Genomic DNA, 21330 nt, shown 5'->3' with positions numbered 1-21330 from the left:
TATCGGATATCGCCACCCGTCTGCGGGCATGCCAAAACGCCGCGCCCTCGCAGGGGACACGGCGTTGTTGGAATGCCCGTGCTGGACGGGCGGCCGGGATCGCTCGGGCGCGGGGCCCGAGCGGGGTCACTCGGCCGGCTGCAGAGCGGCGGCGCGCTTGGCGATGGCCGACTTGCGGTTGGCCGCCTGGTTCTTGTGGATGACGCCCTTGCTGACGGCCTTGTCGAGCTGGCGGGAGGCGGCGCGCATGAGAAGGGCGGCCTCCTCCGCGTTGCCCCCGTCGGCGGCCTCGCGGAACTTGCGGACCGCCGTCTTCAGGGACGACTTGACGGCCTTGTTGCGCAGCCGGGCCTTCTCGTTCTGCCGGTTGCGCTTGATCTGGGACTTGATGTTCGCCACGAAGAAGCCTCGGTGAAAGTCGATTGGATGGGGCGCGCGGGCAGAGAGGGCGCGCCACACGCAGTTGAACAGGATACCAACATGCCGGGCCGGCCCTCAAATCGACGGACCGTCTACAGGTCACGGCACACCTGACAACCGGCATCTTAGCGCAGCGACGAGCTCGGCGGTCTTGGTGCCCGGTAAACTGAAGGCGAAGCGCGGCACCGACACCCCCGCGAGACGGCCGGCCACACCGGCCGGCGAGCCGGGGGGTGCTCACAGGCCGCGCCGATCTGCTGTCCGGGTGACAGTGCCTGGGCGACCGCCCGGGCCGTGCCACCATGGGTGGCGGCTGGCCTGCCAGCCTCCCGATCCTCGTCAATCCTGCTGAAACGGACCCCGGTGCGCATCCAGCCTGGCCAGACCGACCCCGCGCTGATCCGAAACTTCTGCATCATCGCGCACATCGACCACGGCAAGTCGACGCTTGCCGACCGGATGCTGCAGTTGACCGGTGTGGTCGACGACCGGCAGATGCGAGCGCAGTACCTCGACCGCATGGACATCGAGCGCGAGCGCGGCATCACCATCAAGTCGCAGGCCGTCCGGCTCCCCTGGGACGGACACGTGCTCAACATGATCGACACGCCGGGGCACGTCGACTTCACCTACGAGGTCTCCCGCTCGCTCGAGGCGTGCGAGGGCGCCGTCCTGCTGGTCGACGCCGCCCAGGGCATCGAGGCGCAGACGCTGGCCAACCTCTACCTGGCGATGAACGCCGACCTGCACATCATCCCCGTGCTCAACAAGATCGACCTGCCGGCCGCGCAGCCCGACAAGTACGCCGAGGAGCTCGCCGGGCTGATCGGCTGCGAGCCCTCCGACGTGCTGCGGGTGTCGGGCAAGACCGGCGTGGGCGTGCGCGAGCTGCTCGACCACGTCGTCGCGAACGTCCCCGCCCCGGTGGGCGACGCCGCCGCCCCGGCCCGCGCGCTGATCTTCGACTCGGTGTACGACACCTACCGCGGCGTGGTGACCTACGTCCGGGTGGTCGACGGCCAGCTCTCCAAGCGCGAGCGCACGATCATGATGTCCACCGGCGCCACGCACGAGACGCTGGAGATCGGCGTCATCTCGCCCGAGCCGGTGCCCTCCGCGGCCCTCGGCGTGGGCGAGGTCGGCTACCTGATCACCGGGGTCAAGGACGTCCGCCAGGCGCGGGTCGGCGACACCGTGACCTCGACCGCGCGACCCGCCGTGGAGGCCCTCGGCGGGTACGAGCACCCCAGGCCGATGGTGTACTCCGGGCTCTACCCGATCGACGGCGACGACTACTCCGAGCTGCGCGAGGCACTGGACAAGCTGCGGCTGAACGACGCCGCGCTGGTCTACGAGCCCGAGACCTCCGCCGCGCTCGGCTTCGGCTTCCGCTGCGGCTTCCTCGGCCTGCTGCACATGGAGATCGTCCGCGAGCGGCTGGAGCGCGAGTTCAACCTCTCGCTGATCTCCACCGCGCCGAACGTCATCTACCGCGTGGTCATGGAGGACGCCAAGGAGCTCGTCGTCACCAACCCCTCCGAGTTCCCGCCTGGCAAGATCGCCTCGATCTTCGAGCCGGTGGTGAAGGCCACGGTGCTGTCTCCCGCCGAGCACATCGGCGCGATCATGGAGCTCTGCCAGAGCCGCCGCGGCTCGCTCCTCGGCATGGACTACCTCTCGGAGGACCGCGTCGAGATCCGCTACACCCTGCCGCTCGGCGAGATCATCTTCGACTTCTTCGACCAGCTCAAGTCCCGCACCCGCGGGTACGCCTCCCTGGACTACGAGCCCTCAGGTGAGCAGGAGTCCGACCTGGTGAAGGTGGACATCCTGCTGCAGGGCGAGACGGTCGACGCCTTCAGCGCCATCGTGCACCGCGAGAAGGCCTACGCCTACGGCGTCGAGATGGCCAAGAAGCTCAAGGACCTCATCCCGCGGCAGCAGTTCGAGGTGCCCATCCAGGCCGCCATCGGCGCCCGGGTGATCGCCCGCGAGAACATCCGCGCCATCCGCAAGGACGTGCTGGCCAAGTGCTACGGCGGTGACATCAGCCGTAAGCGCAAGCTGCTGGAGAAGCAGAAGGAAGGCAAGAAGCGGATGAAGATGGTCGGCCGCGTCGAGGTCCCGCAGGAGGCCTTCGTCGCCGCGCTGGCCACCGACACCGGCTCGGGCGCCGCCGACAAGGCCAAGCGGTAGCGCCGGCGGCGCCTACGGCGGGCCGGTCGTCGACCAAAGGCGCCGAGGCGTGCAGCTCGGTCCATGCGGAGCCGGGGGCACTGGTGACGCCGGGGCGCGGTCATCCACAGGTGGCGCCGGAAGGCTCGGATTCGTCCACAGGCGGCGTACGAACGTGCGGGGCACCCGGGCGCGGGCGGCAGACTGGACGCGTGCCTTCCGTTCTCCTCGACGGCGATGCCGTGCCCGCCTCGGGTGAGCTGCCCGAGAGCGCCCTTCAGGGCCTCGGCTCCCGCCCGTTCGGCTTCTATGTCCATGTGCCGTTCTGCGTCACCCGCTGCGGCTACTGCGACTTCAACACCTACACCGCCGCGGAACTCGGCCCCGGCGCCTCCCGCGCCGACTACGCCGCCACCGCCGTGGCCGAGATCCGGCTGGCCCGCCGTGTCCTCGGCGCCGCCGAGCTGCCGGTGGAGACGGTGTTCTTCGGCGGCGGCACCCCGACGCTGCTGCCCCCCGGCGATCTGGCCGAGATCCTGCGGGCCATCGACGGCGAGTTCGGGCTCGCCCCCGGCGCCGAGGTGACCACCGAGGCCAACCCCGAGTCCGTCGACCCCGCTTCCCTCGCCCGGCTGCGCGAGGGCGGCTTCACCCGGGTCAGCTTCGGCATGCAGAGCGCCGCCGGGCACGTGCTCGCCGTGCTCGACCGGCGGCACACCCCCGGCCGGCCGGCGGCGGCCGTCACCGAGGCCCGCGCCGCCGGGTTCACGCACGTCAACCTCGACCTCATCTACGGCACTCCGGGCGAGACCGACGATGACTGGCGCGCCTCGCTGGCCGCCGCGGTCGAGGCGGGTCCCGACCACATCTCGGCGTACTCCCTGATCGTGGAGGACGGCACGCGGCTGGCCGCCCGCATCCGCCGGGGTGAGCTGCCCATGCCCGACGACGACGTGGCCGCCGACCGTTACGTCATCGCCGACGAGATGCTCTCGCAGGCCGGTTTCTCCTGGTACGAGGTGTCCAACTGGGCCGCCACGCCCGAGGCGCGGTGCCGGCACAACCTGCTCTACTGGACCGGCGGCGACTGGTGGGGCGTCGGCCCCGGGGCGCACGGACACGTGGGCGGCACCCGATGGTGGAACGTCAAGCATCCGGCCGCCTACGCCGCGCGCCTCGCCGCGGACGCCTCTCCCGGGCACGCCCGCGAGGTGCTCTCGGCGGACGACCGGCGGGTCGAGCGGCTGATGCTCGAGCTCCGCCTCGACGCGGGGTTCCCGCTCGCCGAGATCGCGTCCCCCGCCCGCCCGGCCGTCGCCCGCGCCCTGGCCGGCGGCCTGCTGGAGCCCGAGCCCTTCAAGCACGGCCGGGCCGTGCTCACGCTGAAGGGCCGCCTGCTCGCCGACGCCCTGGTCCGCGACCTGACCTGACCGGCCGGCAGGGCCCGGTGCCTCGGCGTGCACCCGATGGTTCGCGCCGCGGGACGGTGCTTCCCGCGGCGGGACGCGGGCCGGGGTGGGCGATCAGCTCACGAAGCGGATGTTGAGCGGGTAGCGGTAGTTCTCGCCGCGGTTCGCCGCGACCGCTGCCATGATCATCAGGATCAGCGAGCCGGCCCACACGATCAGCATCAGCAGGACGCCGATGATCACCAGCGTCAGCACGGCCGAGACGGCGAAGGCGATGAACAGGGTGATCTGGAAGTTCAGCGCCTCGGCCGCCTGGTCACGGACGTACGGCGACTCGTCCTTCTTGACCAGGTACAGCACCAGAGGGCCGACGAACGAGGTGAGCAGGCCGAGCAGGTGCGCCAGCATCGCCATCGTCGTGTCGTCGGACCCCGGCCGCGGCCCGCGATGCCCCGGTCCGTACTGCTGCCCCGGGCCGTAGGGCGGGTAGGGCGGCGGCAGCGGGCCGGACGACGGGTAGGAAGGGGAGGAGTGCCCCGCGTCACCGGGCGCCTCGTACGAGGGCGGCGGTGGCGGGTAACCGGACGACGGGCCCGGCGGCGGAGGCGGGCGGTCGAAGGGCGGGTGTCCCTGGCCGCCGCCGTGGGAGCCGGCGTCCTCGGGGGTGTGGCCGGGGCCGGTGGGACGGTCGTACGGTGGCTCGCTCACGGGTGCAGCCTCCTGTCGTCGGTGGCCGGGAGGCTCTCTGATCCCTCTCGGCGGGCACGAATGCCGGTGGCCGGGGAGGTCACGGGTCCTCCTCGGCGGACACGAAGTCGATGAGTTCCTCCACCCGGCCCAGAAGCTCGGGTTCGAGGTCGGTGTAGGTCCGGACGGCGCCGAGGATGCGGCGCCAGGCGCCGGCCGGGTCGGTCCGCCAGCCGAGCGCCTCGATCACCCCCTCCTTCCAGGGGATCCCGCGCGGCACGTCGGGCCAGGCGGGGATGCCGAGCACCGAGGGTTTCACCGCGGCCCACACGTCCACGAACGGGTGGCCGACGATGAGCACGTTCGGAGAGGACACCTGGGCCGCGATACGGCTCTCCTTGGAACCGGGGACGAGGTGGTCCACCAGCACACCGAGCCGCCGCCCGGGGCCGGGCTCGAACTCGGCCACGACCGCCGGCAGGTCGTCGACACCTTCGAGGTACTCCACGACGACCCCCTCGACGCGCAGGTCGTGGCCCCAGATCTTCTCCACCAGCGCGGCGTCGTGGACGCCCTCGACGTAGATGCGGCTCTCGCGGGCGACGCGCGCCCGCAGGCCCGCCACGGCGATCGACCCGGACGCGCTGCGCGCGGGCTTCCCGGCGGCCGGCTCCCCGGCCGGGCGGACCAGCGTCACCGGCTTGCCCTCGAGCAGGAACGCGGCGGGCCCGAGCGGGAACACCCGCCGCCGCCCGAAGCGGTCCTCCAGTGTGACGGCCTCCTTGTCACAGGCCACCACGGCCCCGCAGAAGCCCCCCTCGGCGTCCTCCACCACCAGGTCCGGCTCGGCCGGCACCGTGGGGATCTTGCCGCGCAGCGGCCTGCGCCAGTCTCCGGCCAGCACGTCCCGTCCGTAGTCCCGCATATTCGGGCACGCTAGCAAAGATCACGCCTGCGGCGCCGGGCCCGGGGGCCACGCGCCGCCGTAGGCGGGGGCCGACGCCGCGGCGCGCAGCCGGCGGGCGCTACGGCGCCGGATCAGCACGATGACCGTGACCGTGACCGCGAACAGGAACCCGGCGAGCGGGATGAGGACGAGGGACGCGACGCCGCCGGCGAGTGCTCCGGGATCGGCGAGCACGGACCTGCCGACGCCGAACACCGCCTGCTTGCCCTCCTCGGCCCGGCAGCTCACCGTGTAGGTGCCCTTCGCGGGTACGACGATGTCGAAGACGGCCTCCCAGACCCGGCCGCCGACGGTCAGCTTCTGGCTCGTCTTCGGCGGAGTCAGGCCGGCCTTTCCCCCCGAGGCGTCGACGGCGAAACAGTTGACGTCGGTCGGCCCGGACGCCGAGGCGTACAGGACCGGCTCGTCGGCGGGGTCGATCACGACCGACAGGCTGCCGCCGCTCTCGAAGGTGCGCGCCGGGGCGGCGTCGCCGATCGAGCCGACCAGGCCGCCGGCGAACAGCACGACGCCGATGACGCCGCAGATCAGCGCGACCATCCAGGCGAGAATGATCCACAGGAGCCGCGGCCGCACCGGCCCCGGCGCGGCCGGGACCGCCGAGGCGTACAGGGGGTGCGCCGTCTGGCCGCCGTACGGGCCGCCTCCCTGGCTACCGTACGGGCCGCCTCCCTGGCCGCCGTACGGATTGCCTGCCTGGCCGCTGTAGGGGCCGCCTGCCTGGCCGCCGTACGGATCGCCTGATCGGTCCCCGTACGCGGCGCCGCGGCGGCCGTACGCGGAGCCGGGACCGCCGTCATACGGGCCGCCCGGGAAAGGAGCGGGCGCGTGGCCCGGCAGGGCGGAGGGGGCCGGCGCGCCGGAGAAGCCCGGACGCGGGTCCCGCCCGGACGGGTGGGACGGGCGGAGGTCGTTCTCGCTCATGGAACGGGAGTCTGGCCCGCTCCGCTTGCCGCCTGATAGCAACTCACTTGCGACGGCCACCGGGGGCGGGCCTGCCGGTGGGCGGGAAGGTCGCGTGCACGCCGTCCCCCTTCGGCGGTTCCAGGGTGAGTGAAGGGGCGGGGTATCGCGAGTTATCGCACCCCGTGGCCTTCCGCCGTACACTTGGCACTCGGGAACACTGAGTGCCAGACCAGACGTTGAGGCAGGCACCCACGCGAGGCAGGGAGGTGAGCACGTTGCTCGATGAGCGGAAGCTGGCCGTTCTGCGCGCCGTTGTCGAAGACTACGTGTCCACCAACGAGCCGGTCGGGTCGAAGGCGTTGGCGGAGCGGCACAATCTGGGAGTCTCTCCCGCCACCGTGCGCAACGACATGGCCGTGCTCGAGGAGCAGGGCTACATCACACAACCCCACACCAGCGCAGGGCGGGTCCCCACCGACAAGGGGTACCGCCTGTTCGTCGACCGGCTGTCCCAGATCAAGCCGCTCTCGGCGGCCGAGCGCCGGGCCATCGAGACGTTCCTGGCGGGTGCCGTCGATCTCGACGACGTCGTGACCCGCACGGTGCGTCTGCTGGCGCAGCTCACCCGGCAGGTCGCCGTCGTGCAGTACCCCTCGCTGGTCCGCTCGACCGTCCGGCACGTCGAGCTGGTGCCCCTTGCCGAGCGCCGCATCATGCTGGTGATGATCACCAACACGGGGCGGGTGGAGCAGCGGGTGGTGGACCTCCCCGACGTGGTGGACGACGGTCAGGTGGCCCACCTTCGGGCCGTGCTCAACGCCTCGCTCGACGGGTGCCGGCTCGGCCGGGTGGCCGAGCAGGTGGCCGAGCTGCCCGAGCGGCTGCCCGAGCCCGACCGTCCGATGGCCACCGCCGTGCTGTCGGTCCTGCTGGAGACCCTGGTCGACCGGCACGAAGAAAAGATCGTTTTCGCCGGCGCGGCGAACCTCGCCGGCGACTTCAGCGTCGGCCTGCGAGAGGTGCTCGAGGCGCTGGAGGAGCAGGTCGTGCTCATGCGGCTGCTCGGCGAGGCGAACGACCCCTCCGCCCTTACCGTGCGCATCGGCTCGGAGAACCCCTACTCCGGGCTCCGTGGCACCTCGATCGTCGCCGCCGGGTACGGTTCGGGCGACAATGAACTGGCTCGGCTCGGAGTGCTGGGCCCGACGCGAATGGACTACCCGGTGACGATGGGAGCGGTGCGCGCAGTGGCACGCTATGTCGGCCAGATCCTGGCGGGGTCATAGGTGGCCCGCGACTACTACGGAATCCTCGGCGTCCGCCGCGACGCCGGCCAGGACGAGATCAAGAAGGCGTATCGCCGCCTCGCCCGTGAGCTGCACCCTGACGTCAACCCCGATCCGGAGACGCAGGAGCGCTTCAAGGAGATCAACCAGGCGTACGAGGTCCTGTCCGACCCGAACAAGCGCCAGATGTTCGATCTCGGCGCCGACCCGTTCGGCGGTGCTGCCTCGGCGGGTCCCGGGGCGGCCGGCTTCGGCGCGGGGTTCCCGTTCAGCGACATCATGGACGCCTTCTTCGGCGGCGCGGGCGCGGCGCGCGGGCCCCGTTCGCGGGCCAGGCGCGGGCGCAACGCGACGATCCGGGTCGAGCTCGACCTCGCCGAGACGGCGTTCGGCACCACCCGCGAGCTGGCGGTGGACACCGCAGTGCTGTGCGGGGTGTGCCAGGGGTCGGGCGCGGCGCCGGGCACCCACCCCGACACCTGCGACATGTGCCACGGACGCGGAGAGATCTCCCAGGTCACCCGTTCCTTCCTCGGCCAGGTGATGACCGCCCGGCCCTGCCCCCAGTGCGGCGGGTTCGGCTCGGTCATCCACCACCCCTGCCAGGAGTGCTCCGGTGACGGCCGGGTCCGCACCCGGCGGACGATCAAGGTCCGCATCCCGGCGGGCGTCGAGGAGGGTACGCACATCCAGCTCGCCGGCGAGGGCGAGGTGGGTCCTGGAGGCGGTCCGCCCGGCGACCTGTTCCTGGAGATCGTCGAGCGCCCGCACGAGATCTTCGAACGACGCGGCGACGATTTGCACTGCACGGTGCAGATCCCGATGACCGCGGCGGCGCTCGGCACGATCCTGACCGTGCAGACGCTCGATGGAGCCGAAGAGCTCGACGTGCGTCCGGGCACCCAGTCGGGGCAGGTCATCCCGCTCTACGGGCGGGGCGTCCAGCGGCTGAACGAGAACGGCCGCGGTGACCTGCTGATCCACGTGAACGTCGAGACGCCCAGCAAGCTCGACCCCGCCCAGGAGGAGCTGCTGCGCGAGCTGGCCAAGCTGCGCGGGGAGGAGCGCCCGCCGGGCAAGTTCGCTCCCGGCCAGCAGGGTTTCTTCTCGCGTCTCAGGGACGCCTTCAACGGCCGATGAGCGGTGGCGTGCGGTGAGCGTGCCGGTGTTCCTCGCCGGTGACCTGTCCGGTGAGCAGATCACCCTCGGCGGCGCCGAGGGGCGGCACGCCGCCACCGTGCGCCGGCTGCGCGCGGGCGAGCGCGTCGACCTGACCGACGGCGCCGGCGAGGTGGCCGAGTGCGTGGTGCTCGACGCCGGCAAGGATCATCTGCGGCTGGAGGTGCTCGGCCGCCGTACGGTGCCGGCTCCCGAGCCGCGCCTGGTCGTCGTGCAGGGCCTGCCCAAGGGAGACCGGGCTGAGCTGGCGGTCGAGATGATGACCGAGGCGGGCGTGGACGTGATCGTTCCCTGGGCCGCGTCCCGGTGCGTCACCCAGTGGAAGGGCGATCGGGCGGCCAAGTCGCTGGCCCGATGGCGGGCCACGGCGCGTGAGGCCGGCAAGCAGGCCAGGCGTTTCCACCTGCCCGAGGTCACCGAGCAGGCGACCACGGCGCAGGTGGCCGCGCTGCTGCGCGTCGCGGCCGCCGCGGCGGTGCTGCACGAGGAGGCCGCCGAGCCGTTGTCGCGCCTCCCGCTGCCGGTCGGCGGTGACATCGTGCTGGTCGTCGGCCCCGAGGGCGGCATCGCCGACGATGAGATCAAGCGCTTCCAGGAGGCCGGTGCCGTGCCCGCCCTGCTCGGCCCGACCATCTTGCGTACCTCCACCGCGGGCGTGGCCGCCGCCGCCGTCCTGCTCACCCGCACCGGCCGCTGGTAGCCGTAGCGCCAGTAGGTGGCGGGATGCGCGTTCTCAGCCGCCCCCGCGGGGGCGGCTGAGAACGGGAGACGGGTCGCCTACTGCTGCGAAGCGGTGGGGACTGCGGCAGAGTCGCCCTCGGTGGTCATCTGCGGGGTGGCCGAGGGAGCCGCGGGTGGCGTCGAGGCCGGAGGCTGCGGGGTCTCGGGCGCGCTCGGCTGTGCCGTCGGCCGGGGGGAAGCGCTCGGCTGAGCGGTGGCCGTCGGGGTGGGCGTGCCGCTCTGGTGGGTCGGCCGCGGCCCCGGCTCGGTCGTCTGGTCCGGCTGCGACTCCTCGCCCGTGGGCTCGGCGCAGGGCTGCGGCGTGGACCCCGGCTCGGGCTCCACCGCGGTCGGCACGGTGGTGGCGCAGTCGTTGCCCGGTGACGCGCTGACCGAAGGCGTGGGGAGCATCGAGAGCGTGGTGCTCGGCGATGGCGAGGCGTGCGGCTTGCGGGAGACGACGGCCGGCGCCGATGGGCCGGTGGCCGGCGGCCGGCGGGTGCTGGACTCGTCCGGTGGATCGGTGTCGTACTGGACGGGGATGACCTGCTGCTCCCGGCCGGGGTCGAACTGCTCGCGCAGGCCGGGCACCACCATCACGACCGTGGCGGCCACCAGGACGGCCCCGAAGGCGGACGCGGCGGCTCGCCACCAAAAAATGCCCCGGATGCCGCGCTCGGCGCGCTGCTCGATGCGCGTCCGGATGATCTGCAGACCTTCTGCGGAGGGAACGACAGAATCCGCCTCCGCGCGCAAGACACGGCGGAGGACCTCGCCGTACTCGTCGGGGGAGTCGGTCATGACAATTGCTCCAGTACCGTGCGTAGTGCGGCCATGCCGCGGGCTGTGTGGCTCTTCACCGCACCCTTGCTGATGCCCATGGCGTGCGCGATCTCGGCCTCGGACAGGTCGCCGTAGTACCGCAGGACCAGCGCCTCGCGCTGCCTGGTGGGCAGCCCGCGCAGGGCCTCGATCACGGCGGTCCGCTCGAGCATGCCTATGGCTCCGTTCTCGGCGCTCGGCGCGTCGGGGAGCCCCTTCGGGGCGTACTTCTCCACGACGGCTCGATGGCGGAGCACTGAGCGCGATCGGTTGACGACCGACTGGCGCAGATAGGCGAGTGCCTTGTCGGTGTCGCGCAGGCGCCGCCATGCCCCGTGAAGGGCGACGAACGCGTCTTGCACGACTTCCTCCGCGGTCGCGGTATCCCGGACCAACAGCATGGCGAGACGCACAAGCGACCGATAATGGGCGCTGTAAAGCGCCGTCACGGCCATGTCGGCGTCCCATCCGACGGGCACCGCCCCCAGCGACCTGTCGGCCACGAGGGTCTCGGTGGTCACATCTGTTGGACGCACGGCCTTTCCAGAGGGTTTACGCTCTGGCGATTCTTTAGGGGGCATGACCCAGTTGTGTCCTCGCCGGTGACCTGTCCGGCACCGTCCGCTGTCCGAAGCTGAAGTGCCGCCCCCCAACCCTAGCCGGGAGGATCTTCCCGTGGGACCTCCTCGGGATTACCGATTGGCAACAGAGGTGATTACGATGCGTGCGTGACAGACTGCCTGTTCTGCAAGATCGTGGCGAAGGAGATCCCCGCCACGATCGTCCACGAGACCGAGCGCACGCTGGCCTTCCGGGACGTCAATCCGCAGGCGCCCACGCACGTCCTGGTGATCCCCAAGGAGCATCATGAGAACGCCGCCGCCCTGGCCGCGGCCGACGACGGCCTGGCCGACGAGGTGCTGCGCGCCGCGCACGAAGTGGCGGTCCAGGAAGGAGTGGCCGACAGTGGCTACCGCCTGGTCTTCAACACCGGGGAAGGCGCCGGTCAGACGGTGTTCCACGTCCACGGGCACGTGCTGGGCGGCCGGGGTCTTCAGTGGCCGCCGGGCTGAGCCCCGCCCGGATACCATAGGTCTGAACAAGCGGCGCGGTCGGGACGGAACCACAGGGCCAACCGCCACACGAACACGCCGGACACACGCATGAGACCGGGAGGCGAGCAGGCCGTAAAGGCCGCCCATGTCCGAGTCATCTGAAACCCGCAGCGCGCCGAACGGCGCGCGCACCAGTGAACCGCCTCGCACCAAGGGTCCCTCCCGCACTCAGGCCAAGGTGGTCATCCCCGACGAGTACCCGATGGTGACCATCCTCGGGTCGCGTGACGAGCTGCTCAAGGTGATCGAGAACGCCTTCCGGGCGGACATCCACGTGCGGGGCAACGAGATCACCGTCAGCGGAAGCCCCGAAGAGAGCGGCCTGGTCGTGCGGCTCTTCGAGGAGATGGTCGAGCTGGCCCGCTCCGGCGCCCAGCTCACCACCGACGCCGTGGAGCGCAGCGTCGCCATGCTGCGCATGAGCTCGGGCCGGCCCGCTGACGTCCTGTCGCTGGACATCCTGTCCTCGCGCGGGCGCACGATCCGCCCGAAGACCGTCAACCAGAAGCGCTACGTCGACGCCATCGACAAGCACACCGTCGTCTTCGGCATCGGTCCCGCGGGCACCGGCAAGACCTACCTGGCCATGGCCAAGGCCGTGAAGGCCCTGCAGAACAAGGAGGTCAACCGCATCATCCTCACCCGGCCCGCGGTCGAGGCGGGGGAGCGGCTGGGCTTCCTGCCGGGCACCCTCTACGAGAAGATCGACCCCTATCTGCGCCCGCTGTACGACGCGCTGCACGACATGCTCGACCCCGACTCGATCCCGCGGCTGATGGCGGCGGGCACGATCGAGGTGGCCCCGCTGGCCTACATGCGCGGTCGTACGCTCAACGACGCCTTCATCATCCTGGACGAGGCGCAGAACACCTCGCCCGAGCAGATGAAGATGTTCCTCACCCGTCTGGGCTTCGGCGCGAAGATCGTCGTGACCGGTGACGTCACGCAGATCGACCTCCCCGGTGGCCAGCAGAGCGGCCTGAAGGTCGTCCAGGATATCCTTGACGGGATTCCGGACATCCATTTCTGCAGGCTGACGAGCGCGGACGTCGTGCGGCACAAGCTGGTGAGCGACATCATCGACGCCTACAGCCGCTACGACCTCGCGACCGCCGACCAGCCGCAGGCCATCAAGGGCGGCAAGGGCCCGCGGGGGAGATAAGAAACACCATGAGCGTTGAGGTGGCCAACGAGTCGGGCGTCGAGGTCGACGAGTCCGCGCTGGTCGAGCTGGCCGGTCATGTGCTCGGCCGCATGGGCGTCCATCCGCTGGCCGAGCTGTCCATCCTGATCGTGGACGAGGCGGCGATGGCGCAGCTTCACGAGCAGTGGATGGGCGAGCCCGGCCCGACGGACGTGCTGGCCTTCCCGATGGACGAGCTCCGGCCCGGCGCCGGGGGATCGCGGCAGGACACCGACGTCCCGCTCGACCCGGCGCTGCTCGGCGACGTGGTGCTGTGCCCGCAGGTCGCGGCCAAGCAGGCCGCCGACGCCGGTCACAGCACCCGCGAGGAGCTCGAGCTGCTGTGCACGCACGGCATCCTGCACCTCCTCGGGTACGACCACGCCGAGCCGGAGGAGCACGCCGAGATGTTCGGCCTGCAGGGTGAGTTGCTGGACGCGTGGCGGGAGGTGCGGCGAAAGCCGTGAGTTTCCCCAGTGGGTGGCTGGTGTCGGCCATCCTTCTGATCTTCACCGGTGGCCTGCTGGCCAGTGCGGAGACGGCCCTGGCGCGCATCTCCCGGGTGCGCGCCGAGGAGTTCGTGCGCAAGGGGCGGCGGGGCGCGCAGCGCCTGCAGGCCATCGTGGCCGACCCGCCGCGCTACCTCAACCTGCTGCTGCTCCTGCGGCTGAGCTGCGAGCTGATCGCCACGGTGATCGCGACGCTGTTGTTCATCGACTGGCTCGGCGACAAGGGCCAGGCGTACGCCGTGGCGGCCGGCGTGATGATCCTGATCAGCTACGTCATCGTCGGCGTCTCGCCGCGCACCCTCGGCCGGCAGCACGCCGAGCCGATCGCGCTGGCGAGCGCACCGGTCGTCTACGGGCTGACCCGCATCTTCGGCCCGCTGCCCAAGCTGCTCATCCTGCTCGGCAACGCGCTCACCCCCGGCAAGGGGTTCCGCGACGGGCCGTTCACCTCCGAGGCCGAGCTGCGCGATCTGGTCGACCTGGCCGAGGAGCGCCGGGTGATCGAGCCCGACGAGCGGCAGATGATCCACTCGGTGTTCGAGCTCGGTGACACCCTGGTGCGCGAGGTGATGGTGCCGCGCACCGACATGGTGTTCATCGAGCGCGGCAAGACCGTGGGTCAGGCGCTGTCGCTCGCGCTGCGCAGCGGCTTCTCCCGCATCCCGGTGGTCGGCGAGAACGAGGACGACGTCGTCGGCATCGCCTACCTGAAGGACATCGTGCGCCGGCTGCACGAGGCGGCGGGGGACACCGCCGAGCAGGAGAAGGTCGGCTCGCTGATGCGGCCGGCGACGTACGTGCCCGAGAGCAAGCCGATCGACGAGCTGATGCGCGAGATGCAGGCGCGTCAGATCCACCTGGCCATCGTGATCGATGAGTACGGCGGCACGGCGGGCCTGGTCACCATCGAGGACGTGCTGGAGGAGATCGTCGGGGAGATCACCGACGAGTACGACCAGGAGGCGCCGCGCGTCGAGTGGCTGGAGGACGGCGCGGCCCGGGTGACGGCGCGGCTGTCGGTGGACGAGCTGGCCGAGCTGTTCGACACCGAGCTGGAGGTCGACGACGTCGACACCGTCGGCGGGCTGCTGGCGCACGCTCTCGGCCGGGTGCCGATCGCGGGTTCGTCCGCCACGGTGGACGGGCTGAGCCTGACCGCCGAGAGCACGGCCGGGCGCCGCAACCGCATCAGCACGGTCGTCGTGCGCAAGAGCGTTCCCGTCCAGGACCTCCCCGTCCCGGCCTCCGCCGAGCACCACGAGTCCTAGCCCGGCCGCTCGCGTCGCCGGGCACCGCGGGCCCTGATCCCTCGCCCGAGGCGTGGCGGGCGCTGGGCGTGCCGTCGTCATGGCCGGGATCACCGGCATCCCGGCCTTCGTTCCTCTGTGCTCTCGCGGCCTCGTCGGGCTCTCCGCCAGGGCGGCGCACGTCCCCCGCCCGATCAACGGATTCATCCAGTCGGTGATCGTGCAGGTCGTGGGGGTGGCGACCCTTTTCGTCAAGTGGGCTTTAAGTGAGTTGCAAGTGGAATGTGGAAGTTTGCTGCCAGGCGCTCAACGGCTCGGGGCGCCGGTAAGGGGAGGGCCGGTGGACCGGGGAGGGGTTCGCGGGACACCGGTAGAGCCGGGGGGACGCGTGGCGGCCCTGGCCGGGTGACCGGCCGGGGCACGGCACCGCCTGAAAGGGTGCCCCCGCCCTCGCTGGGCGGGCGGGGGCACCCTTTCAGGCGTTTCACGCCCTCACCGACCCGGCCCGCCGGCACACCCCCCCAGTGTCCCGGAAGGCCGGCTGAGCCGCGGACGTCCACCCTTCCCCACCTGTGCCTTGCCGTTCCCGACGTGGCCGCGGAGGCTCGTACCGGTGCACCGGGGTTGGCGGGAGCGCAACCGCGCGGCGCTCTGTGAGCTGATCGACGCGGCTTCGCGAAGTTCCGGCTCTTCCCGGCGTCCCTCGGCGGCCGGGCCCGACCTCGGCCGTATGGCGCCCCGTCTCAGCAGACCTGCTGGGTGATCTCGCGAATGCTTTGCATGGTCATGCATCGGTGTGTATATACTTCTACTCGTGTCCAAGGTGCTCACCTCTCTTCCAGTCGGTGAACGTGTCGGCATCGCTTTCTCCGGCGGTCTCGACACTTCGGTAGCGGTCGCGTGGATGCGCGAGAAGGGTGCAGTGCCGTGCACCTACACCGCTGACATCGGGCAGTACGACGAGCCCGACATCGGCTCGGTGCCAGGGCGTGCCCTGGCGTACGGCGCGGAGCTCGCCCGGCTCGTCGACTGCCGCGCGGCCCTGGTCGAGGAGGGGCTCGCGGCCCTGTCCTGCGGGGCGTTCCACATCCGGTCCGGCGGGCGCGCGTACTTCAACACCACCCCGCTCGGGCGGGCCGTCACCGGCACTCTGCTGGTGCGCGCGATGCTCGAGGACGACGTGCAGATCTGGGGGGACGGCTCCACCTTCAAGGGCAACGACATCGAGCGGTTCTACCGGTACGGCCTGCTCGCCAACCCCTCGCTGCGCATCTACAAGCCGTGGCTGGACGCCGACTTCGTCCACGAGCTCGGCGGCCGGCGTGAGATGTCCGAGTGGCTGCTCGCCCACGACCTGCCCTACCGCGACAGCACCGAGAAGGCCTACTCCACCGACGCCAACATCCTGGGCGCGACGCACGAGGCCAAGTCGCTGGAGCACCTCGACACGGGCATCGAGATCGTCGAGCCCATCATGGGTGTGCGCTTCTGGGACCCGGCCGTCGAGATCGCCCCCGAGGACGTCACCATCGGGTTCGAGCAGGGCCGGCCGGTCACCATCAACGGCAAGGAGTTCGCCTCCGCCGTCGACCTGGTGCTGGAGGCCAACGCCATCGGCGGCCGGCATGGCCTGGGCATGTCCGACCAGATCGAGAACCGCGTGATCGAGGCGAAGAGCCGGGGTATCTACGAGGCGCCGGGCCTGGCGTTGCTGCACGCGGCGTACGAGCGGCTGGTCAACGCGATCCACAACGAGGACACCCTCGCCAGCTACCACATCGAGGGCCGCCGGCTGGGCAGGCTGCTGTACGAGGGCCGCTGGCTGGACCCGCAGGCGCTGATGCTGCGCGAGTCGCTGCAGCGCTGGGTCGGGATGGCCGTCACCGGTGAGGTGACCCTGCGGCTGCGCCGCGGCGAGGACTACTCCATCCTGGACACCTCCGGCCCGGCGTTCAGCTACCACCCCGACAAGCTCTCCATGGAGCGCACCGAGGACTCGGCCTTCGGGCCGGTCGACCGCATCGGCCAGCTCACCATGCGCAACCTGGACATCGCCGACTCGCGCGCCAAGCTCGAGCAGTACGCGCGGCTCGGCATGGTCGGCAGCGGGCACCCGATGATCGGCGCCGCGCAGGCCGCCGCGAGCAGGCTGATCGGCGCCATGCCCGAGGGCGGGGCCGAGGCGATCGCCTCCCGCGGCGAGGTCGACGGCGACGACGCGCTGCTCGACCACGCCGCGCTGGAGTCCGGCACCGACTGACGCGAAGCGAGAGCCGTACCGCATGACGAAGTGGTCGGTACGGCTCGAACGCGGACATCGATCCGGGCACGTATGACCACGCCTTCCTGGTGAGCGGCTTGCAGGGTTCCCGAAGGGCTGTCCACGAAAGCGAGCAGGCCGTCCACCGAAGCTCGGTGGACGGCCTTTCGTGCGTCGTGCGGGCCGGCGGCGAGGGCCGGGTCAGCAGATGATGCCGGGAGCGACCTGCCGGTCGGTGCCCCAGTCGTCCTCGTCGCCGGTGAGCCAGGTGCTGCGCTCGCGCTCCTGGTTCTCTCCGCCGCCCGCGCCGCTCATCGGCATGAACGGCATGCCGCCCATCCCGGCGGCGTTCGCGCCGATGCCCCTGGTGAGGTTCTGGCCGTTCGGGCCGCCCAGCAGCGAGCCGGCGCCGTAGGACGTGCCCAGGCCCGTGCCGGTGCCGCCCGGTGCGCCGACGCCCGTCCCGATCGGGACCGTGCCCACCCCGTTCGGGTTGCCCAGGCTCGTCGTGGGCGTCGGCAGGCCGGTCGGGTTCGGGTTCGGGACGTTCAGCGCCGGGTTGTTCAATCCCGTCTTCGGGTCGAACCCGGCCAGATCGGTTGTCCTGGGATCGTTCGGGTTGAGTCCGGTGCCAGTGCCATTACCGGTGCCGGTGCCTGGGGGCGGTACGGTGCCGCCGGGGCCCGTCCCGGTGCCGTTCCCCGGACCGGTGCCCGTTCCCGGGCCCGTCCCCCCGGGGCCGCCGGTGCCCGCGCCGGGGCCGGTCACCCCGGGCAGGGTCGTGCCGTCGCCGGTCCCGGAGCCGAGGTCGGGGTCGCCCGTGGCGAGCCTGCTGAAGCCCGGCCCGCCGAACCTCCCCGAGCCGTACGGCCCCCCGCCGCCGTACCCGCCTCCGTCCGAGCCGGGCATCGTGAAGTCGTCCGGCACCTTCGGCATCCCCGGCGCCGCGACCGGGCTCATCTGCGGCAGGTCGTACTCGATGCGCGCGGGGATCTCGTCGTACAGGCCGGCGATCTCCTTGTTGAGGTTCTCCAGGTGGTGGCGGGCGCGGCTGTTGCGCGAGTCGGTGAAGTACGACGAGTTGGAGTTCGGGTCATCCTCACCCCAGTCGCCGGGGACGATGTCGATGCCGTTCTCCCACGACCCCATCCAGCTGTCCTCGATGGCGTTCTCGCGGTACCAGGTCAGCCGTTCGCTGTAGGTCTGCAGCTTGCCGCCCATGATCTGCATCTTGGCCGAAAGCTCGCCGCCGGTCGCCTTGAGCTTCTCCACGGCCTTCTTGAACTCGGCCCCGGAGTCGCCCTCCCACTTGTCCTCGATGCCGGCGAGCTGCTTGTGCAGCGCTTCGACGCTGCTCGCGATCGTCTCGGCCACGGTGAGGTGGACGGCGCCCGCGCCGTGCACCGCGCCGGGATTGGTGGCGTTGAGCAGGTTCCGGACGCTGCCGACGTCGCCGTCCTGGACGCCGGTCTCCGGCCGGGATCCCCGGATGTTCCTGTAGTCGATGGCCACGAAAGCTCCCTGCCGCCTCTCTCAGACGGCGCCCGGCGGCTTGGGGACGCTGCTGGCGTCCTCCGCCGTGGCGATGTTGATGCGCCCCGCCCGGATGACGGCGATCAGGGCGTTGTACTGCTGGATGTAGCTCGCGTACAGCTCCTGCAGCGAGTTGACGCCGGTGCCGGCGCCCATCGTGCCCACCGTCTGCGCGAAGGTCTGGGCCGCGGGCCACTTGCCCAGCTCGTCCGGCGTGAGCTGGGCGTTGTACTGGAAGGAGTACAGCGAGCCGGACTGCTTGCCGTCGGCGCCGGTCCGGCCGTTCTGTCCCATCGCGTCGGCGTGCGTCTGCAGGGCCTTCGCGATCTGCTCGACCTCCTGGTGGGACAGCTTCAGGAGCCGCCCTTCGTTCTCGCCACTCATCGTCGTCCTCGCAGATGTGGGCAGCCGCGTGGAGCGGCAGGAGACGGTCTGGTCCGGCGGCGGCCTCAGTGGCCGTCGAACATCGAGACGTTGGCCCGCTCGGTGAGCTTGAAGTTCTCGTGGCCCAGCTCGATGACGGCGCCGAGCTGCTGCAGCAGGGCGGCCATGCGGCCCGAGGAGGCGTCCCACTTGGCGCGGGCGGTCCAGTACGCGGTGCGCGCGTCGCCCTCCCACTCGCCGAGCAGGCGGTCGAGGTTGCGCTCGAGCTCCTGGAGGGTGCCCTCCATCGCCTGCCACTGCCGGGCGAAGTCCTGGGCGCCCGTGGTCATGGACCCGAAGTTGACCAGAGTACGGTCGATGTCGTTGTTGGCGGCCATGATGATCTCCGTTCCTCCGGGCCGGGTCAGGCGTTGATGTTGCCGGTGAGCAGGCCGCCGCCGACGCGCTTGACCACGGCCTCCTGGTCGGCCTCGGTGTTGCGGTAGCGCGCCTCGACCTGGTGGAGCTTCTGCGCGAGGCCCTGGAGCTCGCCCAGCACGTTGCTCAGCTCCCGGCTCCACTCGTTGTAGACGGCCTCGAAGGCCATGCCGGACTGACCGCCCCACCCCGCGCGCAGCTCGGCGACGTGACCGTGGAGCTGGGTGTGGATGCTGCCGATCAGCGTGTGAGCCGCTTCGGTCTTCTTGGCGGATTCGACGATCTGGGGAAGCTGGGCGGACGTCTGCTCCTGGCTCACGGGTACCTCCAAAGAGTGTGGCCTGGCCGTGACACGCGTGATGGCCCACACTGCCGTAAGCATCGTGTGCCCCCGCGATGCTGATCACTGCACACACTAGGAGCAATCACCACATCATGGTCTTGCGTCACATTTCGAGTCAGTAACGTTTTTTCGTAACACGGGTGACGGCTGACTTCAGGGTTTCAGGGTCTCCGGCTGCGTAATGGGCACCGGTGTCAGCGCGGCGGCCGGGTCCAGCGTGGGACCGTCCGCGACCAGGTGCCAGATGCCCGCGGGCAGCGGCGCCACCTCGGCCGGGTCGTACCCGAGCTTGGGCAGCAGATCGCCGGAGGACAGCGGGAACTTGCGCCCCTGGTCGGTGACCAGCGCGAAGTTCTGCACCGCGCCGAGCTGCCCCTCGCCCGGCAGCAGGCCGGCGAGCACGGCGCCGCCCGGCGGCAGCAGCACCTGGTCGAAGTGCTCCTGGTCGGCGCCGGCGTTCGGCGGCACCGGCAGGCGCATGCGTCCGCCGATCGTCAGCCGCGCCCTGGTCGAGCCCTTGGCGGTGTCGGAGTAGACGGTGCACAGCGGCGTCGCCGGATCCGGGGAGGAGATCTTGGGCATCGTCGCCGGCAGGCCGGGTACGGCGAGCGAGCTCCTGGACTGCGGGAACGCGTTGGCCCTGGCCGCGTCGACCTCGATCGGCCGCACCGGGTGGCGCCCGTAGGCGGCCTTGCTCGCCGGGTCCTCCAGCAGCAGCGTGGCCTGGGTCTGGGAGATCACCGCGAGCCCGTCGCGTAGCAGGACGTACCAGCGCACTTCACTCCCGGCCATGGCCGGCACGGTGTACACCCGGCCGGCCGCCGAGGCGCGCCCGTCCGGGCCGCGCAGCCGCGTCCCGAGGCCCGGGATGCGCGGGCCGCGGAAATCAGGGCCGATGGGCAGCGCGTTCAGCCAGGTCGCCGGGATCTGGCGTGGCGGCGTCGGCGACAGTGCCCGCGCCCCCGCGTCGGAGACCCGCATGCGGCGGTCGGCCAGGATGACCCACGACTGCTGCCCGTCGTCGGCGAGCATCGCCTCGGCGCCGAACGGCCGCCCTCCGACGTCCATGCCGCCCACCAGCGAGACGTACGGCTTGCGCGCCCCGCTCGGGTCCGTCGTCTCGGCCACGCACGCCGACCACGGGCCGCGCACCAGCTTCTCCGGCGCCGGCAGCGACTCGGGCGCACCCGGGATGCCGACCAGCGTGCCGCGGGAGAAGCCCGCCAGCGACGCGGAGGACACGGTGCGGACCGTCACCGCGGGAGTGTCCAGCAGCAGGCGCGCGGAGGTGTAGTTGGCCACCGGGATGAGCCGCGCCTCCTGCCGGCTGTAGACGAACGTCGCGCCGGTCTCCTCCTCGACGATCAGCGTGCCGGGCTCGGTCAGCGCCGTCGCGCCGCCCGGACGGAGCAGGCCGTAGATGCCGAAGCACGCGGCGACGAGGATCGCCACCAGCACCCCGCAGAACATGGCGACGTTGTGCCTGCGCATGGGCGACTCCGGGACGTCCGGCTCTCCCTGCAGCAGGGCCATGCCCAGGCGCTGCATCATCAGGCGGTGCGCCTGGTAGAGATCACGACGGGTCTGCATGCCACCTCAAGCCTTGCCTGGCGGATCGTCGCGGACAGCATAGAAGCGCCATCGCGCCTCCATTTTCGGCGCTGCTCGGGCCCTTGGGGGCGGGTTGCGGGCGTAAGGGGAGACTTGACCGGTTTCTGTACGGCCGGGCGAGCGCTGGGCTAGTCTGCCGTCGCACAGGCGATCACCA

The 21330-nt window shown here is 71.3% G+C and carries 21 protein-coding genes; 10 read left to right on the top strand and 11 right to left on the bottom strand.

Annotated features, from left to right (window positions below; genetic code table 11):
• Positions 1 to 126 precede the first annotated feature (126 nt).
• Complete coding sequence (rpsT, locus tag IEY93_RS32720; RefSeq protein ID WP_189167039.1) at positions 127 to 399, bottom strand: 30S ribosomal protein S20; 273 nt, start codon at positions 397 to 399, stop codon at positions 127 to 129.
• 384 nt (positions 400 to 783) lie between these two features.
• On the opposite strand from rpsT, the gene lepA reads away from it, so the two are divergent.
• Together lepA and hemW are read left to right on the top strand one after the other, a co-directional pair.
• The gene (lepA, locus tag IEY93_RS32715; RefSeq protein ID WP_189167038.1) at positions 784 to 2616 is read left to right on the top strand and encodes a translation elongation factor 4; all 1833 of its coding nucleotides are present in this window, start codon (positions 784 to 786) and stop codon (positions 2614 to 2616) included.
• Positions 2617 to 2807: 191 nt separating this feature from the next.
• A complete protein-coding gene (gene hemW, locus IEY93_RS32710; RefSeq protein ID WP_189167037.1) occupies positions 2808 to 4025 on the top strand; it encodes a radical SAM family heme chaperone HemW in 1218 nt (405 codons plus the stop codon).
• Between the two features lie 93 nt (positions 4026 to 4118).
• Here the strand turns inward: hemW and IEY93_RS32705 are convergent, their stop codons facing one another.
• The 3 genes from IEY93_RS32705 to IEY93_RS32695 form a co-directional block, all read right to left on the bottom strand.
• Complete coding sequence (locus IEY93_RS32705) at positions 4119 to 4712, bottom strand: DUF4870 domain-containing protein (protein ID WP_189167036.1); 594 nt, start codon at positions 4710 to 4712, stop codon at positions 4119 to 4121.
• 79 nt (positions 4713 to 4791) lie between these two features.
• Positions 4792 to 5616: a DUF3097 domain-containing protein gene (locus tag IEY93_RS32700; RefSeq protein ID WP_189167035.1), complete on the bottom strand. Its 825-nt coding sequence runs from the start codon at positions 5614 to 5616 to the stop codon at positions 4792 to 4794.
• Between the two features lie 21 nt (positions 5617 to 5637).
• Positions 5638 to 6582, bottom strand: a complete 945-nt coding sequence (locus IEY93_RS32695; protein WP_189167034.1) for a hypothetical protein — start codon at positions 6580 to 6582, stop codon at positions 5638 to 5640.
• Positions 6583 to 6839: 257 nt separating this feature from the next.
• Between IEY93_RS32695 and hrcA the strand changes: the two genes are divergently transcribed.
• The 3 genes from hrcA to IEY93_RS32680 are packed head-to-tail and all read left to right on the top strand — an operon-like array spanning position 6840 to position 9729.
• On the top strand, positions 6840 to 7850 hold the full coding sequence (hrcA, locus tag IEY93_RS32690) for a heat-inducible transcriptional repressor HrcA (RefSeq protein ID WP_189167033.1): 1011 nt from the start codon (positions 6840 to 6842) through the stop codon (positions 7848 to 7850).
• Complete coding sequence (gene dnaJ, locus IEY93_RS32685) at positions 7851 to 8990, top strand: molecular chaperone DnaJ (RefSeq protein ID WP_189167032.1); 1140 nt, start codon at positions 7851 to 7853, stop codon at positions 8988 to 8990. It begins immediately after the preceding gene.
• A 13-nt stretch (positions 8991 to 9003) separates the two neighbouring features.
• The gene (locus IEY93_RS32680) at positions 9004 to 9729 is read left to right on the top strand and encodes a 16S rRNA (uracil(1498)-N(3))-methyltransferase (RefSeq protein ID WP_189167031.1); all 726 of its coding nucleotides are present in this window, start codon (positions 9004 to 9006) and stop codon (positions 9727 to 9729) included.
• A gap of 77 nt (positions 9730 to 9806) precedes the next feature.
• Here the strand turns inward: IEY93_RS32680 and IEY93_RS32675 are convergent, their stop codons facing one another.
• Positions 9807 to 10550, bottom strand: coding sequence for a hypothetical protein (locus tag IEY93_RS32675; protein ID WP_189167030.1), 744 nt, complete (start codon positions 10548 to 10550; stop codon positions 9807 to 9809).
• Entirely contained in the window at positions 10547 to 11026 is a 480-nt protein-coding gene (locus IEY93_RS32670) for a SigE family RNA polymerase sigma factor (RefSeq protein WP_189167051.1), read from the bottom strand. The genes IEY93_RS32675 and IEY93_RS32670 overlap by 4 nt, the downstream gene beginning before the upstream one ends.
• 273 nt (positions 11027 to 11299) lie before the next feature.
• Here IEY93_RS32670 and IEY93_RS32665 point away from each other — a divergent pair, with 273 nt between their 5' ends.
• The 5 genes from IEY93_RS32665 to argG all read left to right on the top strand — a co-directional run bounded on the left by IEY93_RS32665 (position 11300) and on the right by argG (position 16885).
• A complete protein-coding gene (locus IEY93_RS32665) occupies positions 11300 to 11644 on the top strand; it encodes a histidine triad nucleotide-binding protein (RefSeq protein WP_189167029.1) in 345 nt (114 codons plus the stop codon).
• 127 nt (positions 11645 to 11771) lie between these two features.
• A complete protein-coding gene (locus tag IEY93_RS32660) occupies positions 11772 to 12848 on the top strand; it encodes a PhoH family protein (RefSeq protein ID WP_189167028.1) in 1077 nt (358 codons plus the stop codon).
• Positions 12849 to 12856: 8 nt separating this feature from the next.
• Complete coding sequence (gene ybeY / locus IEY93_RS32655) at positions 12857 to 13336, top strand: rRNA maturation RNase YbeY (RefSeq protein ID WP_189167027.1); 480 nt, start codon at positions 12857 to 12859, stop codon at positions 13334 to 13336.
• Positions 13333 to 14646 (top strand): hemolysin family protein, encoded by a 1314-nt coding sequence (locus tag IEY93_RS32650; RefSeq protein WP_189167026.1) that lies wholly within the window; start codon positions 13333 to 13335, stop codon positions 14644 to 14646. The genes ybeY and IEY93_RS32650 overlap by 4 nt, the downstream gene beginning before the upstream one ends.
• A gap of 793 nt (positions 14647 to 15439) precedes the next feature.
• On the top strand, positions 15440 to 16885 hold the full coding sequence (gene argG / locus IEY93_RS32645) for an argininosuccinate synthase (protein ID WP_189167025.1): 1446 nt from the start codon (positions 15440 to 15442) through the stop codon (positions 16883 to 16885).
• 201 nt (positions 16886 to 17086) lie between these two features.
• On the opposite strand, the gene IEY93_RS32640 is transcribed toward argG, so the two are convergent.
• The 5 genes from IEY93_RS32640 to eccB form a co-directional block, all read right to left on the bottom strand.
• Positions 17087 to 18397: a WXG100 family type VII secretion target gene (locus tag IEY93_RS32640; RefSeq protein WP_189167024.1), complete on the bottom strand. Its 1311-nt coding sequence runs from the start codon at positions 18395 to 18397 to the stop codon at positions 17087 to 17089.
• A gap of 21 nt (positions 18398 to 18418) precedes the next feature.
• Positions 18419 to 18802: a hypothetical protein gene (locus tag IEY93_RS32635; RefSeq protein WP_189167023.1), complete on the bottom strand. Its 384-nt coding sequence runs from the start codon at positions 18800 to 18802 to the stop codon at positions 18419 to 18421.
• A 65-nt stretch (positions 18803 to 18867) separates the two neighbouring features.
• The gene (locus IEY93_RS32630) at positions 18868 to 19179 is read right to left on the bottom strand and encodes a WXG100 family type VII secretion target (RefSeq protein ID WP_189167022.1); all 312 of its coding nucleotides are present in this window, start codon (positions 19177 to 19179) and stop codon (positions 18868 to 18870) included.
• A gap of 26 nt (positions 19180 to 19205) precedes the next feature.
• A complete protein-coding gene (locus tag IEY93_RS32625) occupies positions 19206 to 19538 on the bottom strand; it encodes a WXG100 family type VII secretion target (RefSeq protein WP_189167021.1) in 333 nt (110 codons plus the stop codon).
• A 177-nt stretch (positions 19539 to 19715) separates the two neighbouring features.
• Entirely contained in the window at positions 19716 to 21152 is a 1437-nt protein-coding gene (gene eccB / locus IEY93_RS32620) for a type VII secretion protein EccB (RefSeq protein WP_189167020.1), read from the bottom strand.
• Between the last annotated feature and the right edge of the window lie 178 nt (positions 21153 to 21330).

The organism is Sphaerisporangium melleum (assembly GCF_014646695.1).
GTDB lineage: Bacteria > Actinomycetota > Actinomycetes > Streptosporangiales > Streptosporangiaceae > Sphaerisporangium > Sphaerisporangium melleum.
This window is presented reverse-complemented; position numbering and strand designations above follow the sequence as displayed.